Source organism: Pseudomonas sp. NMI760_13 (assembly GCF_021283245.1).
Classification (GTDB): domain Bacteria; phylum Pseudomonadota; class Gammaproteobacteria; order Pseudomonadales; family Pseudomonadaceae; genus Aquipseudomonas; species Aquipseudomonas peradeniyensis.
The window spans coordinates 164,081-178,850 of sequence record NZ_JAJSRC010000003.1; the positions used below are offsets into that span (position 1 = coordinate 164,081).

The 14,770-nt window shown below is 57.3% G+C and carries 23 protein-coding genes; 4 read left to right on the plus strand and 19 right to left on the minus strand.

Annotated features, from left to right (window positions below; translation table 11 throughout):
* Positions 1 to 143 precede the first annotated feature (143 nt).
* From LU671_RS04495 to LU671_RS04505, 3 genes are all read left to right on the plus strand, one after another.
* Positions 144 to 1,631, plus strand: a complete 1,488-nt coding sequence (locus tag LU671_RS04495) for a SulP family inorganic anion transporter (protein WP_009684101.1) — start codon at positions 144 to 146, stop codon at positions 1,629 to 1,631.
* Between the two features lie 11 nt (positions 1,632 to 1,642).
* Entirely contained in the window at positions 1,643 to 2,494 is an 852-nt protein-coding gene (locus tag LU671_RS04500; RefSeq protein WP_012316922.1) for a universal stress protein, read from the plus strand.
* Positions 2,495 to 2,586: 92 nt separating this feature from the next.
* Positions 2,587 to 3,120, plus strand: a complete 534-nt coding sequence (locus tag LU671_RS04505) for an NUDIX hydrolase (protein ID WP_009684099.1) — start codon at positions 2,587 to 2,589, stop codon at positions 3,118 to 3,120.
* Between the two features lie 33 nt (positions 3,121 to 3,153).
* Here LU671_RS04505 and tnpC read toward each other — a convergent pair whose 3' ends face one another.
* The 8 genes from tnpC to LU671_RS04545 all read right to left on the minus strand — a co-directional run bounded on the left by tnpC (position 3,154) and on the right by LU671_RS04545 (position 8,747).
* Positions 3,154 to 4,689 (minus strand): IS66 family transposase, encoded by a 1,536-nt coding sequence (tnpC, locus tag LU671_RS04510; RefSeq protein WP_009684098.1) that lies wholly within the window; start codon positions 4,687 to 4,689, stop codon positions 3,154 to 3,156.
* A 61-nt stretch (positions 4,690 to 4,750) separates the two neighbouring features.
* Positions 4,751 to 5,086 carry an IS66 family insertion sequence element accessory protein TnpB gene (gene tnpB, locus LU671_RS04515; RefSeq protein WP_009684097.1) on the minus strand — a complete coding sequence of 112 codons (336 nt, stop codon included), beginning with the start codon at positions 5,084 to 5,086 and terminating at the stop codon, positions 4,751 to 4,753.
* Positions 5,083 to 5,415 (minus strand): IS66-like element accessory protein TnpA, encoded by a 333-nt coding sequence (gene tnpA, locus LU671_RS04520; protein WP_009684096.1) that lies wholly within the window; start codon positions 5,413 to 5,415, stop codon positions 5,083 to 5,085. Before tnpA ends, tnpB begins: the two co-directional genes overlap by 4 nt.
* A 450-nt stretch (positions 5,416 to 5,865) precedes the next feature.
* Positions 5,866 to 6,105 (minus strand): hypothetical protein, encoded by a 240-nt coding sequence (locus LU671_RS04525; RefSeq protein WP_019438418.1) that lies wholly within the window; start codon positions 6,103 to 6,105, stop codon positions 5,866 to 5,868.
* An 11-nt stretch (positions 6,106 to 6,116) separates the two neighbouring features.
* On the minus strand, positions 6,117 to 6,533 hold the full coding sequence (locus LU671_RS04530) for a hypothetical protein (protein WP_019438419.1): 417 nt from the start codon (positions 6,531 to 6,533) through the stop codon (positions 6,117 to 6,119).
* A gap of 364 nt (positions 6,534 to 6,897) precedes the next feature.
* A complete protein-coding gene (locus LU671_RS04535) occupies positions 6,898 to 7,374 on the minus strand; it encodes a hypothetical protein (RefSeq protein ID WP_019438421.1) in 477 nt (158 codons plus the stop codon).
* Positions 7,375 to 7,430: 56 nt separating this feature from the next.
* Entirely contained in the window at positions 7,431 to 7,862 is a 432-nt protein-coding gene (locus LU671_RS04540) for a hypothetical protein (RefSeq protein ID WP_019438422.1), read from the minus strand.
* 27 nt (positions 7,863 to 7,889) lie between these two features.
* Complete coding sequence (locus tag LU671_RS04545; protein WP_232854960.1) at positions 7,890 to 8,747, minus strand: class I SAM-dependent methyltransferase; 858 nt, start codon at positions 8,745 to 8,747, stop codon at positions 7,890 to 7,892.
* A 116-nt stretch (positions 8,748 to 8,863) separates the two neighbouring features.
* On the opposite strand from LU671_RS04545, the gene LU671_RS04550 reads away from it, so the two are divergent.
* Positions 8,864 to 9,703 (plus strand): hypothetical protein, encoded by an 840-nt coding sequence (locus LU671_RS04550; protein WP_087785312.1) that lies wholly within the window; start codon positions 8,864 to 8,866, stop codon positions 9,701 to 9,703.
* A gap of 113 nt (positions 9,704 to 9,816) precedes the next feature.
* Here the strand turns inward: LU671_RS04550 and LU671_RS04555 are convergent, their stop codons facing one another.
* The 11 genes from LU671_RS04555 to LU671_RS04605 form a co-directional block, all read right to left on the minus strand.
* Positions 9,817 to 10,194, minus strand: a complete 378-nt coding sequence (locus tag LU671_RS04555) for a hypothetical protein (RefSeq protein WP_019438425.1) — start codon at positions 10,192 to 10,194, stop codon at positions 9,817 to 9,819.
* A 13-nt stretch (positions 10,195 to 10,207) separates the two neighbouring features.
* On the minus strand, positions 10,208 to 10,474 hold the full coding sequence (locus LU671_RS04560; RefSeq protein WP_010792853.1) for a hypothetical protein: 267 nt from the start codon (positions 10,472 to 10,474) through the stop codon (positions 10,208 to 10,210).
* On the minus strand, positions 10,471 to 10,947 hold the full coding sequence (locus tag LU671_RS04565) for a hypothetical protein (RefSeq protein ID WP_021018559.1): 477 nt from the start codon (positions 10,945 to 10,947) through the stop codon (positions 10,471 to 10,473). The genes LU671_RS04560 and LU671_RS04565 overlap by 4 nt, the downstream gene beginning before the upstream one ends.
* 215 nt (positions 10,948 to 11,162) lie before the next feature.
* The gene (locus LU671_RS04570) at positions 11,163 to 11,378 is read right to left on the minus strand and encodes a hypothetical protein (RefSeq protein ID WP_179214585.1); all 216 of its coding nucleotides are present in this window, start codon (positions 11,376 to 11,378) and stop codon (positions 11,163 to 11,165) included.
* Between the two features lie 37 nt (positions 11,379 to 11,415).
* Positions 11,416 to 11,772 carry a hypothetical protein gene (locus LU671_RS04575; RefSeq protein WP_010792854.1) on the minus strand — a complete coding sequence of 119 codons (357 nt, stop codon included), beginning with the start codon at positions 11,770 to 11,772 and terminating at the stop codon, positions 11,416 to 11,418.
* 40 nt (positions 11,773 to 11,812) lie between these two features.
* The gene (locus LU671_RS04580) at positions 11,813 to 11,998 is read right to left on the minus strand and encodes a hypothetical protein (protein ID WP_010792855.1); all 186 of its coding nucleotides are present in this window, start codon (positions 11,996 to 11,998) and stop codon (positions 11,813 to 11,815) included.
* A gap of 51 nt (positions 11,999 to 12,049) precedes the next feature.
* On the minus strand, positions 12,050 to 12,307 hold the full coding sequence (locus LU671_RS04585) for a hypothetical protein (protein WP_010792856.1): 258 nt from the start codon (positions 12,305 to 12,307) through the stop codon (positions 12,050 to 12,052).
* 12 nt (positions 12,308 to 12,319) lie between these two features.
* On the minus strand, positions 12,320 to 12,529 hold the full coding sequence (locus LU671_RS04590) for a hypothetical protein (RefSeq protein ID WP_019438430.1): 210 nt from the start codon (positions 12,527 to 12,529) through the stop codon (positions 12,320 to 12,322).
* A 76-nt stretch (positions 12,530 to 12,605) separates the two neighbouring features.
* Entirely contained in the window at positions 12,606 to 13,601 is a 996-nt protein-coding gene (locus LU671_RS04595; RefSeq protein ID WP_010792857.1) for a ParB/RepB/Spo0J family partition protein, read from the minus strand.
* 189 nt (positions 13,602 to 13,790) lie between these two features.
* Positions 13,791 to 14,171 carry a hypothetical protein gene (locus LU671_RS04600; RefSeq protein ID WP_010792858.1) on the minus strand — a complete coding sequence of 127 codons (381 nt, stop codon included), beginning with the start codon at positions 14,169 to 14,171 and terminating at the stop codon, positions 13,791 to 13,793.
* Positions 14,172 to 14,316: 145 nt separating this feature from the next.
* Positions 14,317 to 14,697 carry a hypothetical protein gene (locus LU671_RS04605; protein WP_021018560.1) on the minus strand — a complete coding sequence of 127 codons (381 nt, stop codon included), beginning with the start codon at positions 14,695 to 14,697 and terminating at the stop codon, positions 14,317 to 14,319.
* Positions 14,698 to 14,770: the final 73 nt, after the last annotated feature.

Below are 14,770 nucleotides of genomic sequence, written 5' to 3' on the forward strand. Positions count from 1 at the left end.
CGCTAGCCTCGCTCGCGGGTGCTCACTGCTGTACGCCTGGTTTTACACCTTAAGCACACAGCAAAAAATCCTCAAAATTTGAATTTGTATCGATTCGCTCGCCACTCCCTTGGCGTGCGCGATGCTTTGCCTTGGATATTTATATGCTGCAAAAACTTAGACAAACGTGGTTTTCCAACGTCCGTGCCGACGTGCTCGCGGGGCTGGTGGTCGCACTCGCGCTGATCCCGGAAGCCATCGCCTTTTCCATCATCGCCGGGGTAGATCCCAAAGTCGGTCTCTACGCCTCCTTCTGTATCTGTGCTGTCATCGCCTTTGTCGGCGGGCGCCCCGGAATGATCTCGGCGGCGACAGGCGCCATGGCACTGCTGATGGTTACGCTGGTAAAAGAGCATGGACTCCAGTACCTGCTGGCCGCGACGCTACTATGTGGCGTACTTCAAATCCTTGCCGGCTACCTGAAGCTCGGCTCGTTGATGCGCTTTGTTTCACGCTCGGTAGTCACCGGCTTCGTAAACGCATTAGCGATTCTGATTTTTATGGCGCAATTGCCTGAGCTGACCAATGTCACCTGGCATGTCTATGCCATGACCGCTGCGGGCCTGGGAATCATCTACCTGTTCCCGTATGTACCGAAAATCGGCAAGGTGATTCCCTCTCCATTGGTGTGCATTCTGACGCTGACTGCCATCGCCATTTACCTCGGTTTGGATATCCGCACCGTCGGTGACATGGGCCAACTGCCTGATACGCTCCCGATCTTCCTCTGGCCTGAAGTTCCGCTGAATTTTGAAACCCTGCGCATCATTTTCCCGTACTCGGCTGCGTTGGCAGTAGTGGGTCTACTCGAATCAATGATGACCGCGACCATCGTCGACGACCTTACCGACACCACCAGCAACAAAAACCGCGAGTGCAAAGGCCAGGGTGTGGCCAACATCGCTGCCGGCATGCTTGGCGGCATGGCAGGTTGCGCCATGATCGGCCAGTCGATCATCAACGTGAAATCTGGTGGCCGCACCCGTCTCTCGACATTGTGTGCCGGCGTTTTCCTGCTGCTGATGGTGGTATTTCTTGGCGAATGGCTCTCCAAAATCCCTATGGCGGCACTCGTGGCTGTGATGATCATGGTGTCCATCGGCACCTTTAGCTGGGATTCCTTGCGTAATCTGAAAGAGCATCCGCTGTCGACCAACCTCGTCATGGTGGCGACCGTCGTGGTCGTCGTGGCCACTCACAATCTGGCTTACGGCGTACTGGTAGGTGTGCTGCTGGCCTCCCTGTTCTTCGCAAACAAGGTCGGGCACTACCTGGATATCAAGAGCACTCTTGAAGAGACGAAATCGCATCGGACTTACCGCGTCGTGGGCCAGGTGTTCTTTAGCTCTGCGGACAAGTTCACTGAGGTTTTTGACTTCAAGGAGGCGCTCAACAAGGTCACCATCGATCTCACACAGGCGCATTTCTGGGATATCACCGCCGTCGCAGCGCTGGATAAGGTCGTGATCAAGTTCCGACGCGAAGGCGCTGAGGTTGAAGTGCTCGGTCTCAATGAAGCCAGCGCGACAATCGTTGACCGCTTCGGCGTGCATGACAAACCCGGTGCCATCGACAAGCTCATGAGCCACTAAGGAGAACGACAATGACCCGCGTAATGGCATGCATTGATAACTCACAATCCTCATTGGCGGTCTGCGATTACGCAGCATGGGCCTCGCAACGACTCAGCGCTCCCCTGACCTTGCTTCATGTGCTGGATAAGGAGAAATATCCTGCATCCGCTGACCTCAGCGGCAATATCGGTCTCGGTAGCAGAGAACATCTGCTGGAAGAGTTGGCCATGCTGGATGCGCAGCGGGCAAAACTGGCGTTGGAGCATGGGCAGCACATGCTTGAAAAAGCTCGCGAGCGAACAGTTCACTCTGGCGCCATGTCACCTGATATGAAGCAGCGCCATGGCCATCTCGTCGAGAGCCTGAGCGATCTCCAAGACGATATTCGGTTACTGGTGATTGGAAGAGTCGGTGAGGACAGCACGCGCAGTGCCCAAAGTCTTGGCAGCCAGATTGAAGCGATAGTCCGAACTATCCACCGCCCCACCCTGATTACAACCAGCCATTTCAGGAAACCTGAAACGGTCATGGTGGCATTTGACGGCAGCGCAACAGGCCACAAGACCTTACAGATGCTTGCTTCAAGCCCGCTGTGCGAAGGCCTGCCAATTCATATCGTCATGGTTGGAACGGATTCTGAAGACAACCAGAACGCGCTGGAGAAGGCACGAACCACGCTTGCGTCTTCCGGCTCGCTGGTGCATTCCGAGATCCGCCCAGGCGAAGTAGAGTCCACACTGCATGCGTATCAGGCAGAGCACGGCATTGACCTCTTGGTCATGGGGGCGTACGGGCACTCACGCATCAGGCAGTTTCTGATAGGCAGCACGACCACGACGATGCTGCGTACATCCACTGTACCCTTATTGCTGCTTCGCTGAGCCAGTTCCACTGGCCACAGTATTTCCAGAACTGAGGAAATACCGTGGCCACCCTGGACGATGACTAACTGATCTTGCCGCTACGAGACCACATGCAACTCATAACTGAAATTGTTCACCCCGAGCTGAAATCCAAGCAGGGCAGAGTATTCCGTCGACATGCAGCTCGCGGCATCGTGATGCGGGGTGAACAGATCCTGTTGCTGTTCACCGAGCGCTATAACGATTTCAGCTTTCCTGGAGGCGGCCTTGATGGTGACGAGGACATTGTCGCAGGCCTGAAGCGTGAGCTTGAGGAAGAGACTGGTGCTCGTGAAATACAGGTGCTCCAGCACTACGGTTACATCGAGGAGTACCGGCCCTACCAAAAGCCACAGTACGATCTGATGCACATGACCTCGCATTTTTATCAATGCGAAGTAGCGCCCCAGCTAGAGCCGGTGAGAATGGAAAGCCACGAAATCGCTAATGGTATGCGGCCTGTCTGGATCAACCTGCATGAAGCCATCGCACACAATGAAGCCGTCATGCAGCGTCACGAGTCTTCGATGGGGCAGTCAATTCTGCGCGAAACCTACATGCTGAGAAAAGTCGCTTCCGAATTGTTGATGCCAATCAGCCTTTGAGCTGACTATTTGGCGAAGTCCACTTAGCCTGCCTCAGGCAAGCATCCAATGCTGCGGGAGTAATTGCGTGATTTCGCTCGCCCGCTGTGTCGGAAGCCGCATCAGTACATCCTTGAGATAGGCATACGGATCGTGCCCATTCATACGCGCCGACTGGATCAGGCTCATGATTGCCGCCGCCCTTTTTCCACTGCGCAGCGACCCGGCAAATAACCAGTTCGAGCGCCCAAGCGCCCACGGCCGGATCAAATTCTCGATCTGGTTATTGTCGATGGGCACAGCACCATCTTCCAGGTAGCGCGTCAGCGCTACCCAGCGTTTAAGGCTGTAATCCAGGGCCTTGGCCGTGGCCGAACCCTCGGGCACAAGTTCGCGTTGGGCCAACATCCACTCATGCAGTTTTTCAGCGATGGGCACCGCTGTTTCCTGACGTAATCGCCAGCGGGCTTCGTCGCTCATTTCCTTGGCGTGTCGCTCGACTTCATACAACCCGCCAATCGAGTGAAGCGCCTGCTCCGCCAACTGGCTTTTATTGGCTGCATGCAGGTCGAAGAATTTGCGGCGTGCATGGGCCATGCAGCCGATTTCGGTGATGCCCAGCTCGAAGCTGGCCTTGTAGCCGGCGAAGTCATCGCAGACCAGCTTACCGTTCCACGTGCCCAGGAAGTTACGCGCATGTTCGCCGGCACGGCTGGGGCTGAAGTCGTAGACCACGGCCTTTAGGGCCGAGAAAGGCGTGGTGCTATAGGCCCACACGTAAGCGCGGTGGGTTTTCTTTTCGCCTGGTGCGAGCATCTGAACCGGGGTCTCATCGGCGTGGATCACGCCCTGGGCCAACACATGCTCACGCAGCGCATCGACCAGAGGCTGGAGCTGCACACCGGTCTGTCCGATCCATTGCGCCAGTGTCGAACGGGCGATGGGCAGTCCGGCCCGACCAAAAATCTTCTCCTGCCGGTACAGCGGTAAATGGTCGGCGAACTTCGCCACCATCACGTGGGCCAAAAGGCCTGCGGTCGGGATGCCCTTGTCGATCACTTGGGCCGGTACAGGCGCCTGGATCAGTGTTTCACACTGACGGCACGTCCATTTTCCACGCACATGCCGCTCAACTGTGAACACGCCCGGAGTGTAATCGAGCTTCTCGCTGACGTCTTCGCCGATTCGCTGAAGCTGGCAGCCGCACACGCACTGAGTATTCTCTGGTTCGTGACGGATCACGGTTCGCGGAAACTGCGGCGGCAGTGGTGCACGCTTGGGCTTATGACGTGGCTCGGCCGGTGCGGCCGGCGGATTGGCTGCCTTCAGCTCGGCTTCGATAGCTGCGATATCGGTATCGAGCAGATCATCAAGCAGACTGCCTTGGTCGGGGCTCAGTTGCTCGCTGCGCTTGGCGAACTTGTGTCGCTTGAGGATGGCGATTTCATGAGCCAGTTGCTCGTTGACCGTTTCGAGGCGTTGGATTTTCTGGCTCATGGAGTCGACCTGGGACAGCAACTGCATAGCCTGTTCGGCCAAGCCGCGCAGCTGTTCCGGTGTCATCTGGTCGAGATTGGGCGAGGAAGTCATGCCGCTGATTGTGTCAGAGCAGGTCGTCAACAGCGATAAACCGATGGGCTAATGGCAGGGGCTAAAGCACTGTGATCGCGCTGCCTGCGCCGACCCGCTGCCACGGCAAACCCAGTACCAAGGCTTGAAGTTGCTCGTTATCGAGTTCGACTTCCGATCCGTGACGGATGCCGGGCCAATGAAACTTGCCTTGGTTCAATCGTCGCGCTGCCAGCCAAATGCCCACACCGTCATGCACCAAGACTTTCATTCGGTTGGCACGGCGATTAGCGAAGAGGTATGCGCAGTGCGGCTTCGCCACACCGAACACCGCGATCACCCTGGCCAGCGCGGTCTCGGTACCGGCGCGCATGTCCATAGGCTCGGTGGCAAGCCAGATGGCATCGATCCGAATCATTCCAACAGGTCTCGCAGAAAGGTGGCACAGGCGACAGCGCTTTCGGTCGGCCAGTTCACTTTGACGGTGCCACGCGGGTGCTGGATTTCAATGCAGATACTTGATGAAGCTGCCTGCGAATGTCCTCCGGCTAGCGGCAAGGGCACTGGAATGAAAGCAGGTTGCAGCGCCATAGTTTTGTTCGTGAGTACCCTAATCCATTTATGTACGAGGTTCGCGTTAAGGCTGTGCTTCTGCGCGACGCTGGCAATCGATGCGCCGGGCTGGGCGCACTCTTGGACAACTTGGGCCTTGAAGGATTTTGAATAGGAACGGCGTTGTGACTGCATGGAAAGACCCGCTTAAAAGGCTAGAAATGGTGTCCACTTAAATTAGGTGGACACCATCGCCTTTGGCGTCGGGGTCAGGAAGGTGAGTTGGCCGGACGGTTACGCTGGGTTGAGGTGTGCCACTACCCCAGCAGAAGCTGATCACTCCTGCCATCGTTGCCAGGATCACGAACACGCCGAGATGCTTTCGGTGTCGTCTGAGCACGGGTTTTCTCCATGGATTGCCCCCGGATTGTCCCGCGACCGAAATTTGGGTACCAACGAAAGCCACCCGCTGAAATTCACAGACAGGTAGCGGAGCGAGCAGCCGGGGCGGGAAGTGCCACCGGCTGGAGATGAGGTGAAGCGGAAGATGAAGAGGGAATAGCGGATGGGGCGGCTGTAGCACCTGCCGACGTATTGCTTACCTGGCGTTACCTGTAGCAAGCGCCATTTCGATCTAGCCAGCAATCACTCGATAAAGCCACTCCTGCGCTTGATCTCGGCCTTGAGCGCCTTGTGCTGGGTCTTGAGGTATCGGAGATGTTCTGCACGGCTAAGGGAACCTTTCGCCCGGATGGCTGCAAGGTCATCCGGGAATACGGTGCCCATCAGTTTCTCCAGGTCGGGAAACTCACTAAGAGGGCGCTGCTTGTAGTTCTCGAAGAACCACCAGGGCACGCATATCAGAAACGCGACCAACGTCGCCAATCCAAGTTCTGTCATCGGGGGGTATTAGGGCACAGTGGGAAAAAGCGAATGCACGCAATGGAAAGCAGCAGGCTGATCCCGGCCGACAAACAGATAGTCGGGAGGATGAAGAACAAGCCTGTCTCCCAGGGTGTGGGACGCATGTCGAATGGGCGCATTATCAGCACCTGCTTGTCGCCCACCTTGCTCTGTTGCATCACAGCATCGCTGGCGGGGCGAGAGACAAACAGGTTTTCGGCTTGAATCCTGTATCGAATGGAGGCGTGGTCACTGTCCTCCTTGGAGTATTTCGAGTCTACCACCGCGATTACGCTCCGCTCGGTCATGTAGTCCGTATGCCAGAGGAACCATGCAGCTAAGAACAACAGGGTTGCGAAAACTACCTGGCTCACCGGATTCTGGAGCTGCGATTTAACGACCAGGATCATAGACGGGTACCTCAGGGCAAGGGTGATTGCCCTTGGATGATATAAGATAACGTTTGGGGGCTAAAGGGTCTTCGGTCGCACCCCTCACCACGGGATAGTGTCGTCATCCTCGAGGGCTTCCCGAAGCGCTCGATTCTTCAGCGTCTCTGTCGATGGGCAGGGTGGGTAGGCCTTTACCACCTGCTTAAAACCTCCCGAGTAGCCGACCTTCACGGCCAGCGCGCTGATTTCCGGTTGGGTCGCCGCAACGTAAGCATCACCGCACGCTCCTACCCGGTAGTCTACGAACTCGAAGTGCTCAGAATGCCCCATTTCCCACCTCCTGCAGGTCAAGCGGGCCTCGCAATAAGAGGCCCTGGCTATCTCAGAATTGAGTCGACACCGATACGAAATAAGGCTCGGCAATCCATTTGCGCGTCTGGCGGAAATCCTCATCCATCCAGCCCCCAATGCAGGTATTGAACGCGCTGCTGTCGAAGTCGTAAGGCTCAGCCTCGTCGATGGTGCTATTCCGGTGCACAGTCAAGCCGATCAGCTCCCCGCCGGCGCAGAGGTAGGCATACTGGGAGTCGCCGATTTGCAGTGCCATGCCGGATTTCCCCGCCAGTAGGCGGCGGTACTCATCGAGGCAGCCCTGGAAGGTGTAGACCTCAACCCGAAGCTGGCAGTAGAGGTCGATTTTCTGGTCGTGAGTCAGGCCGAGATCACCAGAATCGTACTGTTCCCACCAGGTCATGAACGCTGGTGCGTCGTGAAACTCGTGGATTGACCGGCTCGCGTTGTCGAGGCAGCTGAGAACTTCGGTTTTGGCTTCGTCCATGATCATTGGATTGAGGCTCATGATGGGGCTCCATGGCGTGTTAGCGATGAGACCAGTCTGAGGTCAATCGGAGTGTGTCAGAAGCGGGAGGTCAGCAATCGGAGCTGGCGCTTGATCCGCGCCCACATCGTCTGGTCCTGGGTGTATTGCTGCCAAACGCCTTCATCGCTGATCGATTCCAGGACCACAGGGCTTTCCCCTCGGACTCGGAAGAGAAATGCTGTGATGCAACGGCAGGACCGGCACACTCCGTGGCCATCGATCACCACGACATCCGGCAGTACCTGGTTCCAGCTCCCCCTAAAGTCCTGCTTTCGGATTTCACTCCCGCACAGTTTGCATTGCGGGACCACCTCAGTGAGCTTAAAGCCCGAGGGGAATGTGAAGGGTAGCCGGGACGCAATCACTTCTCCGGCCTGGTACTGGGCGATCATGGCTTGCAGTTCTTCGGGGCTGATCTTCTCAGGTTGCTTCCCTTGAACCGCCTGCTGTTGATTGGTTGTGGTCATGCGGTGTCTCTCCAGATGTTCGATCAGCTATGCGGCCAGCATGTCCAGCTGCTCCGGCTTCGCATATCGCCCGGGGCCCACTCGGCGCGCAGTCTGCTGGCAGACCTTACGGACCTGCTCCTTCCAGTACGGGTTTGCCGTCGGCCGGCGATCAGCAACGTATTCGTAGATTTGGCTCAGGTGGGCCTCACCCTCGAACAGATCGAGGGCCTGCCCGACGACCTCGCGCCAGGTGGCTGGGCCCTGACTCATGGCCTCCTGCACATCTTTCGGCAAGCCCTGCAGGTACGCCAGTTCGTGGTATAGGCTGAGGCCGATCATCAGGCGCTCTTGGTCTTTGGTGAACGTCACGAAAGTCAGGGGATGCTTCAGCCCGGCGTAGAGGTTTCTGGGCAGCATCTCCTGCTGGATGGCCCAGCGTTCGTTGTACCGACACACTCTCGCCGCTGTCTGGAGGAAGTAGCAGGGTAGGACGAATGCCACCTGGCCATTGTCGACCAGCAGGCCGTGTACACGATCCAGCAATCGCTCGATGAATTTGGTTTCGAAAGGCGGATTACCGAGGACCAGAGTTGGACGCTCTTCGAACTCCACCTGGAAGAAGTCGCCGGTAATGACCGGCCTGCCGGTCAGGTCACGTGCTTGCTGAGCGAGATGCGGATCGATCTCTATCCCCAGCGCCGGCACATATTGGGGAACCGCTTGCAGAAAGCGCCCTGGGCCGCACGTTGGCTCAAGGACGAAATCCTTGGCGCTGAGGTGGCTGAAGTTCTTTCGTACGATCGCGGCTGCAGCCCAGGCCGGGGTTGGGTACTGGCCGAGTTCGATCTGTGTGTTTTGTGTGCTCATCGCCTCAAGTGCCTGTTCGTTGATCAATTGAGGCAAGAATCGGGCTGGTCCTCCCGTGCCACCATCTGCGATCCGGAAATCAGCCGTAGCCTTTGAGCATGTACCTCCTCAGGAGTGCAGTAGCCTCGGGGAATCAATAGGGGAGATTTCCTATGCCGTGGATTGATCTGAAATCAGCACTGAAAAGCGAGGCCGGATTCCTGGAGTTCATCAGGAGCAGCTATAGGCACGGCACCGTCGTGGCCCTGTGCGCTGGCGCGATTGGAATCCTGAACCGCAGGTTGGAAGCCGCGGTGGCTCGCAAAGACCGTGACGGTCAGCGTTACCTCTATACGCAGATCGAAGTGTTGCGAAGCGAGATGCATGTACGGCTGGAAATCCGAACCGACCAGGCGCTTGCCCGTGGCGTTCTACATCTCGCCGGCGAGGCCGCCCTGGCGCGCGTGCACGACTACCAACGAGAGCGATACCTCTCCGAGTTCTCGAAGCTGTACCCGGAGATCGTGGGCGCTGTGGGAGTGATCCGAGCAAAGTTCTGGGAAGCGGGTGTATATGGTCAAGATTTTCCGCTCTGGGCCCAGCAGAACGGTTTCACCGATACACAACTCCTGCAAGCCATCCAGGTATCGAAACTCAGGGCCTATGACGCCCTGGTCGAACTGAACCGTGAGCTGGAGGAGAACGGGAAAGGCGCCCGGAGTTGGAAACTGAAAACCGAGTGGGACCGCCGGCGGAAGGAGATCAAGTTACTCTCTGATCTGCAATTCAGGTCTGCAATCTACAAGTGCATACGCGATGTGCTTGGCGAAGGCTTCATGCCCGAGCTTGAAAAATGGATGACCCTGAATACTCGGATACCCCACTTTCGGAAGCTTCGAGACCGATCTCGGGACTCGAAACCGAACCTCAAGCTCCAACTGCTCCCGGGCCGGAAATTTCGGCCTGAACGCACTCCTCATCAAAGCACGGTGAGTTCGGAACCTCGGGCATGAATCCGAGCCTCACTACGGCTAGTGCGTAGCTTCAGGCCCAACCGTAGGGCCCGACCTTCCCTGCAGGAACGAGAAGCCCGCCAAATCGGCGGGCCTTGATCGGGGAGGGTGGGTCAGTTCGGGAACCAACGCTCGGCCAGCTCGCGGAACTTCGGCTCAACGGCCTTGGCCTGCTCGATGCCGGCACAGACATATCCATGGTGCCCGCCGGCCTGCCCTCGCTCCCAGTAACTGCACGCGGCGGCCACCATCTCATCTACTGAACCGCCTTCAGCTCCAATATTCAAGCAGCGCACCGCAGCACCGACGTGGTCCCCGGCTCCAGGGATGCGGCTATCGCTCAGGGCGGCGCACCAGCCATGTTCTGTAGGCGCATTTGCCGTCGGAAAGTCGGAGTAGAACTCCATGATCGCAGTTGCCAGTACCAGGGGATGGCCGGGGTAAACGGGGTAATTCCCGGTCACGCTCTTGATGAACTGTCTTCCTTCCATCAAAACCCTACCTTCAGTCAGGAGTTGCTGCCTTATGGATTCGCTTGACGTATTCGTGCATGGGTTGGCAATCGCTGTCCTGGTAGCCGAATCGGTTCACGAACGTCGAGAACGAATCCCCACACTCTTCATCCTGTTGCAGCCAGGCTTCGTACTCAGCGGCCACCTTGAGGGCTTTCAAACGGAATGCCAATGCCGCGGCACGCTGGGCCTTCTCGTCGCGATGCCGACGGATCATTTCTTCTTCTTCGGGGCTCAAAGGGCCTAGGGAATCGGTCATGATTTAGTTACCGGATGCTGGCAGGAGTAAGTGACCTTGACGCCTTCAACAGCTATCTCAGCCTTTTGAACATTTGAACTCTCTTGAATGACCTTCAACAAATCGTGTTTCGTCATTCGATAGTCGTCCTCGTCACTGTAGGGGTATATGACCTCGACAGACTCTCCGGTGAAGCTTGCAGTCCAGGGGGAGCCGTTCGCTGTTTGCTTAGGCGCTCCCCTCTTCATTAGCTCTTCAGAAGTGATTGGGATAGTGGCACAGGGGCCGCGACGGGCCTCAAGCAAAATCAAGGCATTGGGAATTTCATAAGTCAGATGCTTCGCAGCCAGTTTACCCATGCCTTGAGTAGCAGTGGCCATGATATTTTGGCCATAAAACAACATGCCAATTACGGCACATATAATTAATAGAGCAACTGCTAAAGCGTTGGATGCAAAGCTTTTGTTTTTTGAACTTTGTTTGTCTTGTTGCATAGCTAACCTTGTATTTAATATCGATTTATTGCGTGAGCGCAATGAAATAGTACGTTATGGCTTGGTTCATTTTACTATGACTAATGGGTGTAATCCCAACCATCAGTTCTCTGTCTAGCTTAACGAGGCAGTTGCCTCGATTCTCAGGGGTAGTGATCTTCCAGAGTTCTGAGAACTGCTGGCTTGATTGTCCAGCCCGTCGCTCGCTTATACCGCTAGGCGAAGTCTTTGACCGTTCCACCATGGAAGTCCCTGTCGCGACTTCGACGCTCGATGATTCCTGCGCAGTCCTCGCCGACATGTCCAATCTCAACGATGAAGCCTTTTACGATTCGCAAGACGCAGCAGGCGCAAAGGCGGCGCTCATTCATGGGCGGGCTGATCTTCTTGCCCGAGTGAAAACAGGTTGCTCGATCGTCAAAGCGTTTCATCGTACTTTCCTTCGTGGTGCTGGGTGGAAGAGGTGGATCAGCTGATGCCTGCGGTTTCCAGCGTTCCGGCCTCTTGCAGCTCGGCCCAGGTTTGAGCAAAAGCCTGTTGCATGCTCCACTCGTCACGCCAAGCACTACTTGCGCGATCGTAGGTGTCACGGGCCTTGTTGATCGCTTCAGCCTGAGTGCGTGCGCTCACGTTGTAGAGGCGCCCGATTTTTCCTGTCTCGCGGCTGTGCCCGAAGACGGCCCATTTGACAGCCCTGGGCTTGGGCTTAGTTTTCTGCTTTCCGCTGCCGCCGCATTGAAAGCAGACACCACCGAGAACGGCAGTGAACAGCCAGATTTTCCCAGCGCCATCACAGCGGCTGCATTTGTAGAGTTTGTCTGCCATGTCCGTTCCTCGGTCATGCGCCGGCGAACCGGAAGCTTGTTCAGGGGTAGTACGCCTTCTGGCGTTCAATTTCTTCGCGGAGCTCCTTGGCAATCCGCCATTCACCCTGTTGCTCCGCTTCGTACTCGGCCTCCTCGAGCTCTTCGGCGCACCATTGGCTCAGGTCGTAATACTTGCGTTCGCGCATGCGGCGAATCAGGTCTTCGTGAACATTGACAACAGCCATTGTCTTGCCCTCCTCCGGCATTGTGGTTGCCCAGCGACTTCCGTGGAGCGTTCAACTCAGAATGTGGCCAGTCTGTGCCTCATACAGCTTCACACAGTTCGGACACAGCATGCCTTTCTTGCCCTGGGCAAGCTTGGCTGCCTTCCAGCCCTTATGGGTGGCCAGGTCCTGAAGGTACTTGTAGGCCCGGATCAGATCGGCCTGAGTATCGTCAGCAGTTTCGAACACACCCTGCTCGTTCATGCTGTAGCAGTCGTCGGTGCTCGGGTCTTCCTGGTTGATGCACTGCAGTTCCAGGCGAATGCTCATCGTGTATCTCTCTCAAACTGACGGAGCTGATTGCCGGACATGGTCTAGCCTGACCATCACCTCAGAGGCCAGATGCCCCCACTGCGCTGGACTCACATCCAGATATCCAGCATTAAATTGCTGATCGATCTGGTCGATCAGGGTGGTGATGGATGCTTCCGTAATGGCTGACCTCAAAACATCTAGCGCGTCATCGAAGTCACAGAAAGCAAATGTGGCCATTCCGTTTGTCTCTCCGTAAGTCCCGGCCGCCCATAGCCCCCAGTGGGTGGGGGCGATAGTTGTCAGGGGGCTTGGATTAGCCGACGTTCGCCGCCGGCTCGGTGCCGCTCTGGGCAGATTTTACGGCCGCGCGGATGTTGGCCAGCGCCTTGGCCAGGTCCTGCAGGTTCAGGTCGGCACCGCTGAGGGTCAGTTCGACCTTCACACTCTCCGGGGTGGCCATGAAGGGCAGAGCTTTCTCCAGCTGGTCGGCCAGCTGGACCAGCACCGGGGCTGCTACGTCCAGGTCCTTGCGACCGTACAGGGCGGACGGCGCACCAACGGACTTCGCGGTGATCTTCGCGGAGCCGTTGCGCTGGGCCTTGGCGAGCTGCTCCTGCATATGCACCACAGTGTCTTCGCCGTTGGCCTTGCACTGCTTGTCTGCGGCCAGGGCAGTAGAGACGGAAGCTTGGCCCTTCTCGACCATCTCCTTGACCTCAGGGGCCACGTTCACCAGCGCCAGCATCTTGCGAACGTGGCTGACCTTGCGGTGCACCGCGGCCGCGACACCGGCGACAGTGAACTTGTGGTCGTCGATCAGCTCGCGGTAGGCCTCGGCCAGATCAAGAGGGGAAACCGGCACCTGCTGGTTGCTCACGCACTGACGCACGATCTCAACGGCGCGGCCACCTTCCACCTGGCTCACCCACACGCGCTTGATGTCGGCGCCTTCGGCGATGGCCAGCATCAGGCCGGCGTGGCGGGTGAAACCGGTCACTACGCGCAGTTTGCCGTTTTCGGCGACAACGCCCAGCGGTTCGACGGGCTCGCCGGCCTTGTAGGAATCGGCGAAGCCGCGGATGGCATCCTGGTCGAATTCGCTGCGGATTGCCTCTTCGACATTGCAGACGAGGAGGGCGGTGGGCATTTCGAAGGCGTTCTGGCGCTTCGGATCGAAGTCTAAGCCCAACTGTTTGCCGGTGATCAGCTTCTTGGCGGTGTCGTGGATGCTGCGCAGGGAGTTGCAGCCAGCCAGAGCAGCTTGGGCGGTTTCGGTGATCAGGTTGGCGGCGATGGTCTTGGTGGTCATGGGGTAGTGCTCCTGTGTGGTCGATGGAGCCATCTTCAGGGGAGGTCGTGTGTGCCAGAACCGGCGCCGAGAAAATTTCGAAGTATTTTTCGAACCCCTATCGCCTGACATCAATTCCCGATATTCGGACCCTAAAAATGCGCAGAGCCCGCTCTAAGGCGGGCCCTGGGGGAGTGGCTACTACTGCTATCAGAGCAGGAACAAGCGGCGGGCGTAGCTGCGGTTGACCTCGCGGTCGACCTTCTCCAGGAATTCCGGCACTTTCTCGGCGATCTGTTCCGAGGTCATGCCGCTGGGGATGTTCAGCCAGGTGGTGCTCAGAACGTTGTTGCCCTCACTCTGGTAGTTGCCTACCAGCTGGAAGCCTTCCGATCGCGGCTCGAGGCTGAGCGTGGCGGTCTTGATGCCAACGGCGGTCTCGTAGTCCTGGGAGGCCACCAGGCAGCAGATGTCCATATCGAGCTGGCTGGCGGCGGTCCAGCCATGCGCCACCAGGTTGACGGCGATTACTTGCTTGACTGCCTTGTACTCGGGGGCCTGGATGGCGATGTGTGCTGGAGTGTGTTTCATGGCGGAAGTCTCTTGGCTCGGTGGCTTGGATTCGATGTGGCTATCTTCCCCCGAGCTCATGTGTGCCAGAACCGGGCATTTCGTCGATGCCAGAAAGCACGAAGCCCGCACTGTGGCGGGCTCTGGTGTAACTGCTGCCTCCTGATCAAGCCCAGCTGGCCAACTCCCGCCAGAAGAATGCCCTGACCAGGAAATGCGCCACAAAGTGGGCGGTGAAAACGACCAACACAGCGCCGATGAGGCTGACATCGAAGTCACTGAGCGAGGTAACGTCGAACGCTAGCGCTACATCCGCCTTGAGGCCAGCGGCGACCACGATAAACACCGCAGAAAAGACAATGCCGGAGACGATGGCCATGAAGGACATCAAGGGGGTGCCGTATGCAGCTTTCAGGGTTTTTCGTCCAGTACCGACCAGCATTACCAGGACCAGCGCGAAGCAATTCGAGATAGTGCTACCCACCGGGCCCGAGATCAGCCAGGCGGCTAGTAGAGACAGCCCCACCAGAATCGCGGAGTAGGTCAATACGTCAATACGCCAATCACGGCCAAAGATCGGGCCGGAGCGCTGCCAGCTTCAGTAATGGTCATCCTTCAAA

Coding starts and splice junctions, on each gene's coding strand:
- LU671_RS04595 (WP_010792857.1), bottom strand. CDS start 13,601: ATGACCACCAAGACCATCGCCGCCAACCTGATCACCGAAACCGCCCAA.
- LU671_RS04585 (WP_010792856.1), bottom strand. CDS start 12,307: ATGAGCATTCGCCTGGAACTGCAGTGCATCAACCAGGAAGACCCGAGC.
- LU671_RS04535 (WP_019438421.1), bottom strand. CDS start 7,374: ATGAGCCTCAATCCAATGATCATGGACGAAGCCAAAACCGAAGTTCTC.
- LU671_RS04495 (WP_009684101.1), top strand. CDS start 144: ATGCTGCAAAAACTTAGACAAACGTGGTTTTCCAACGTCCGTGCCGAC.
- LU671_RS04540 (WP_019438422.1), bottom strand. CDS start 7,862: ATGACCACAACCAATCAACAGCAGGCGGTTCAAGGGAAGCAACCTGAG.
- LU671_RS04555 (WP_019438425.1), bottom strand. CDS start 10,194: ATGGAAGGAAGACAGTTCATCAAGAGCGTGACCGGGAATTACCCCGTT.
- tnpA (WP_009684096.1), bottom strand. CDS start 5,415: ATGCAGTCACAACGCCGTTCCTATTCAAAATCCTTCAAGGCCCAAGTT.
- LU671_RS04590 (WP_019438430.1), bottom strand. CDS start 12,529: ATGGCCACATTTGCTTTCTGTGACTTCGATGACGCGCTAGATGTTTTG.
- tnpC (WP_009684098.1), bottom strand. CDS start 4,689: ATGACTTCCTCGCCCAATCTCGACCAGATGACACCGGAACAGCTGCGC.
- LU671_RS04560 (WP_010792853.1), bottom strand. CDS start 10,474: ATGACCGATTCCCTAGGCCCTTTGAGCCCCGAAGAAGAAGAAATGATC.
- LU671_RS04570 (WP_179214585.1), bottom strand. CDS start 11,378: ATGAAACGCTTTGACGATCGAGCAACCTGTTTTCACTCGGGCAAGAAG.
- LU671_RS04500 (WP_012316922.1), top strand. CDS start 1,643: ATGACCCGCGTAATGGCATGCATTGATAACTCACAATCCTCATTGGCG.
- LU671_RS04565 (WP_021018559.1), bottom strand. CDS start 10,947: ATGCAACAAGACAAACAAAGTTCAAAAAACAAAAGCTTTGCATCCAAC.
- LU671_RS04580 (WP_010792855.1), bottom strand. CDS start 11,998: ATGGCTGTTGTCAATGTTCACGAAGACCTGATTCGCCGCATGCGCGAA.
- tnpB (WP_009684097.1), bottom strand. CDS start 5,086: ATGATTCGGATCGATGCCATCTGGCTTGCCACCGAGCCTATGGACATG.
- LU671_RS04505 (WP_009684099.1), top strand. CDS start 2,587: ATGCAACTCATAACTGAAATTGTTCACCCCGAGCTGAAATCCAAGCAG.
- LU671_RS04575 (WP_010792854.1), bottom strand. CDS start 11,772: ATGGCAGACAAACTCTACAAATGCAGCCGCTGTGATGGCGCTGGGAAA.
- LU671_RS04530 (WP_019438419.1), bottom strand. CDS start 6,533: ATGATCCTGGTCGTTAAATCGCAGCTCCAGAATCCGGTGAGCCAGGTA.
- LU671_RS04600 (WP_010792858.1), bottom strand. CDS start 14,171: ATGAAACACACTCCAGCACACATCGCCATCCAGGCCCCCGAGTACAAG.
- LU671_RS04550 (WP_087785312.1), top strand. CDS start 8,864: ATGCCGTGGATTGATCTGAAATCAGCACTGAAAAGCGAGGCCGGATTC.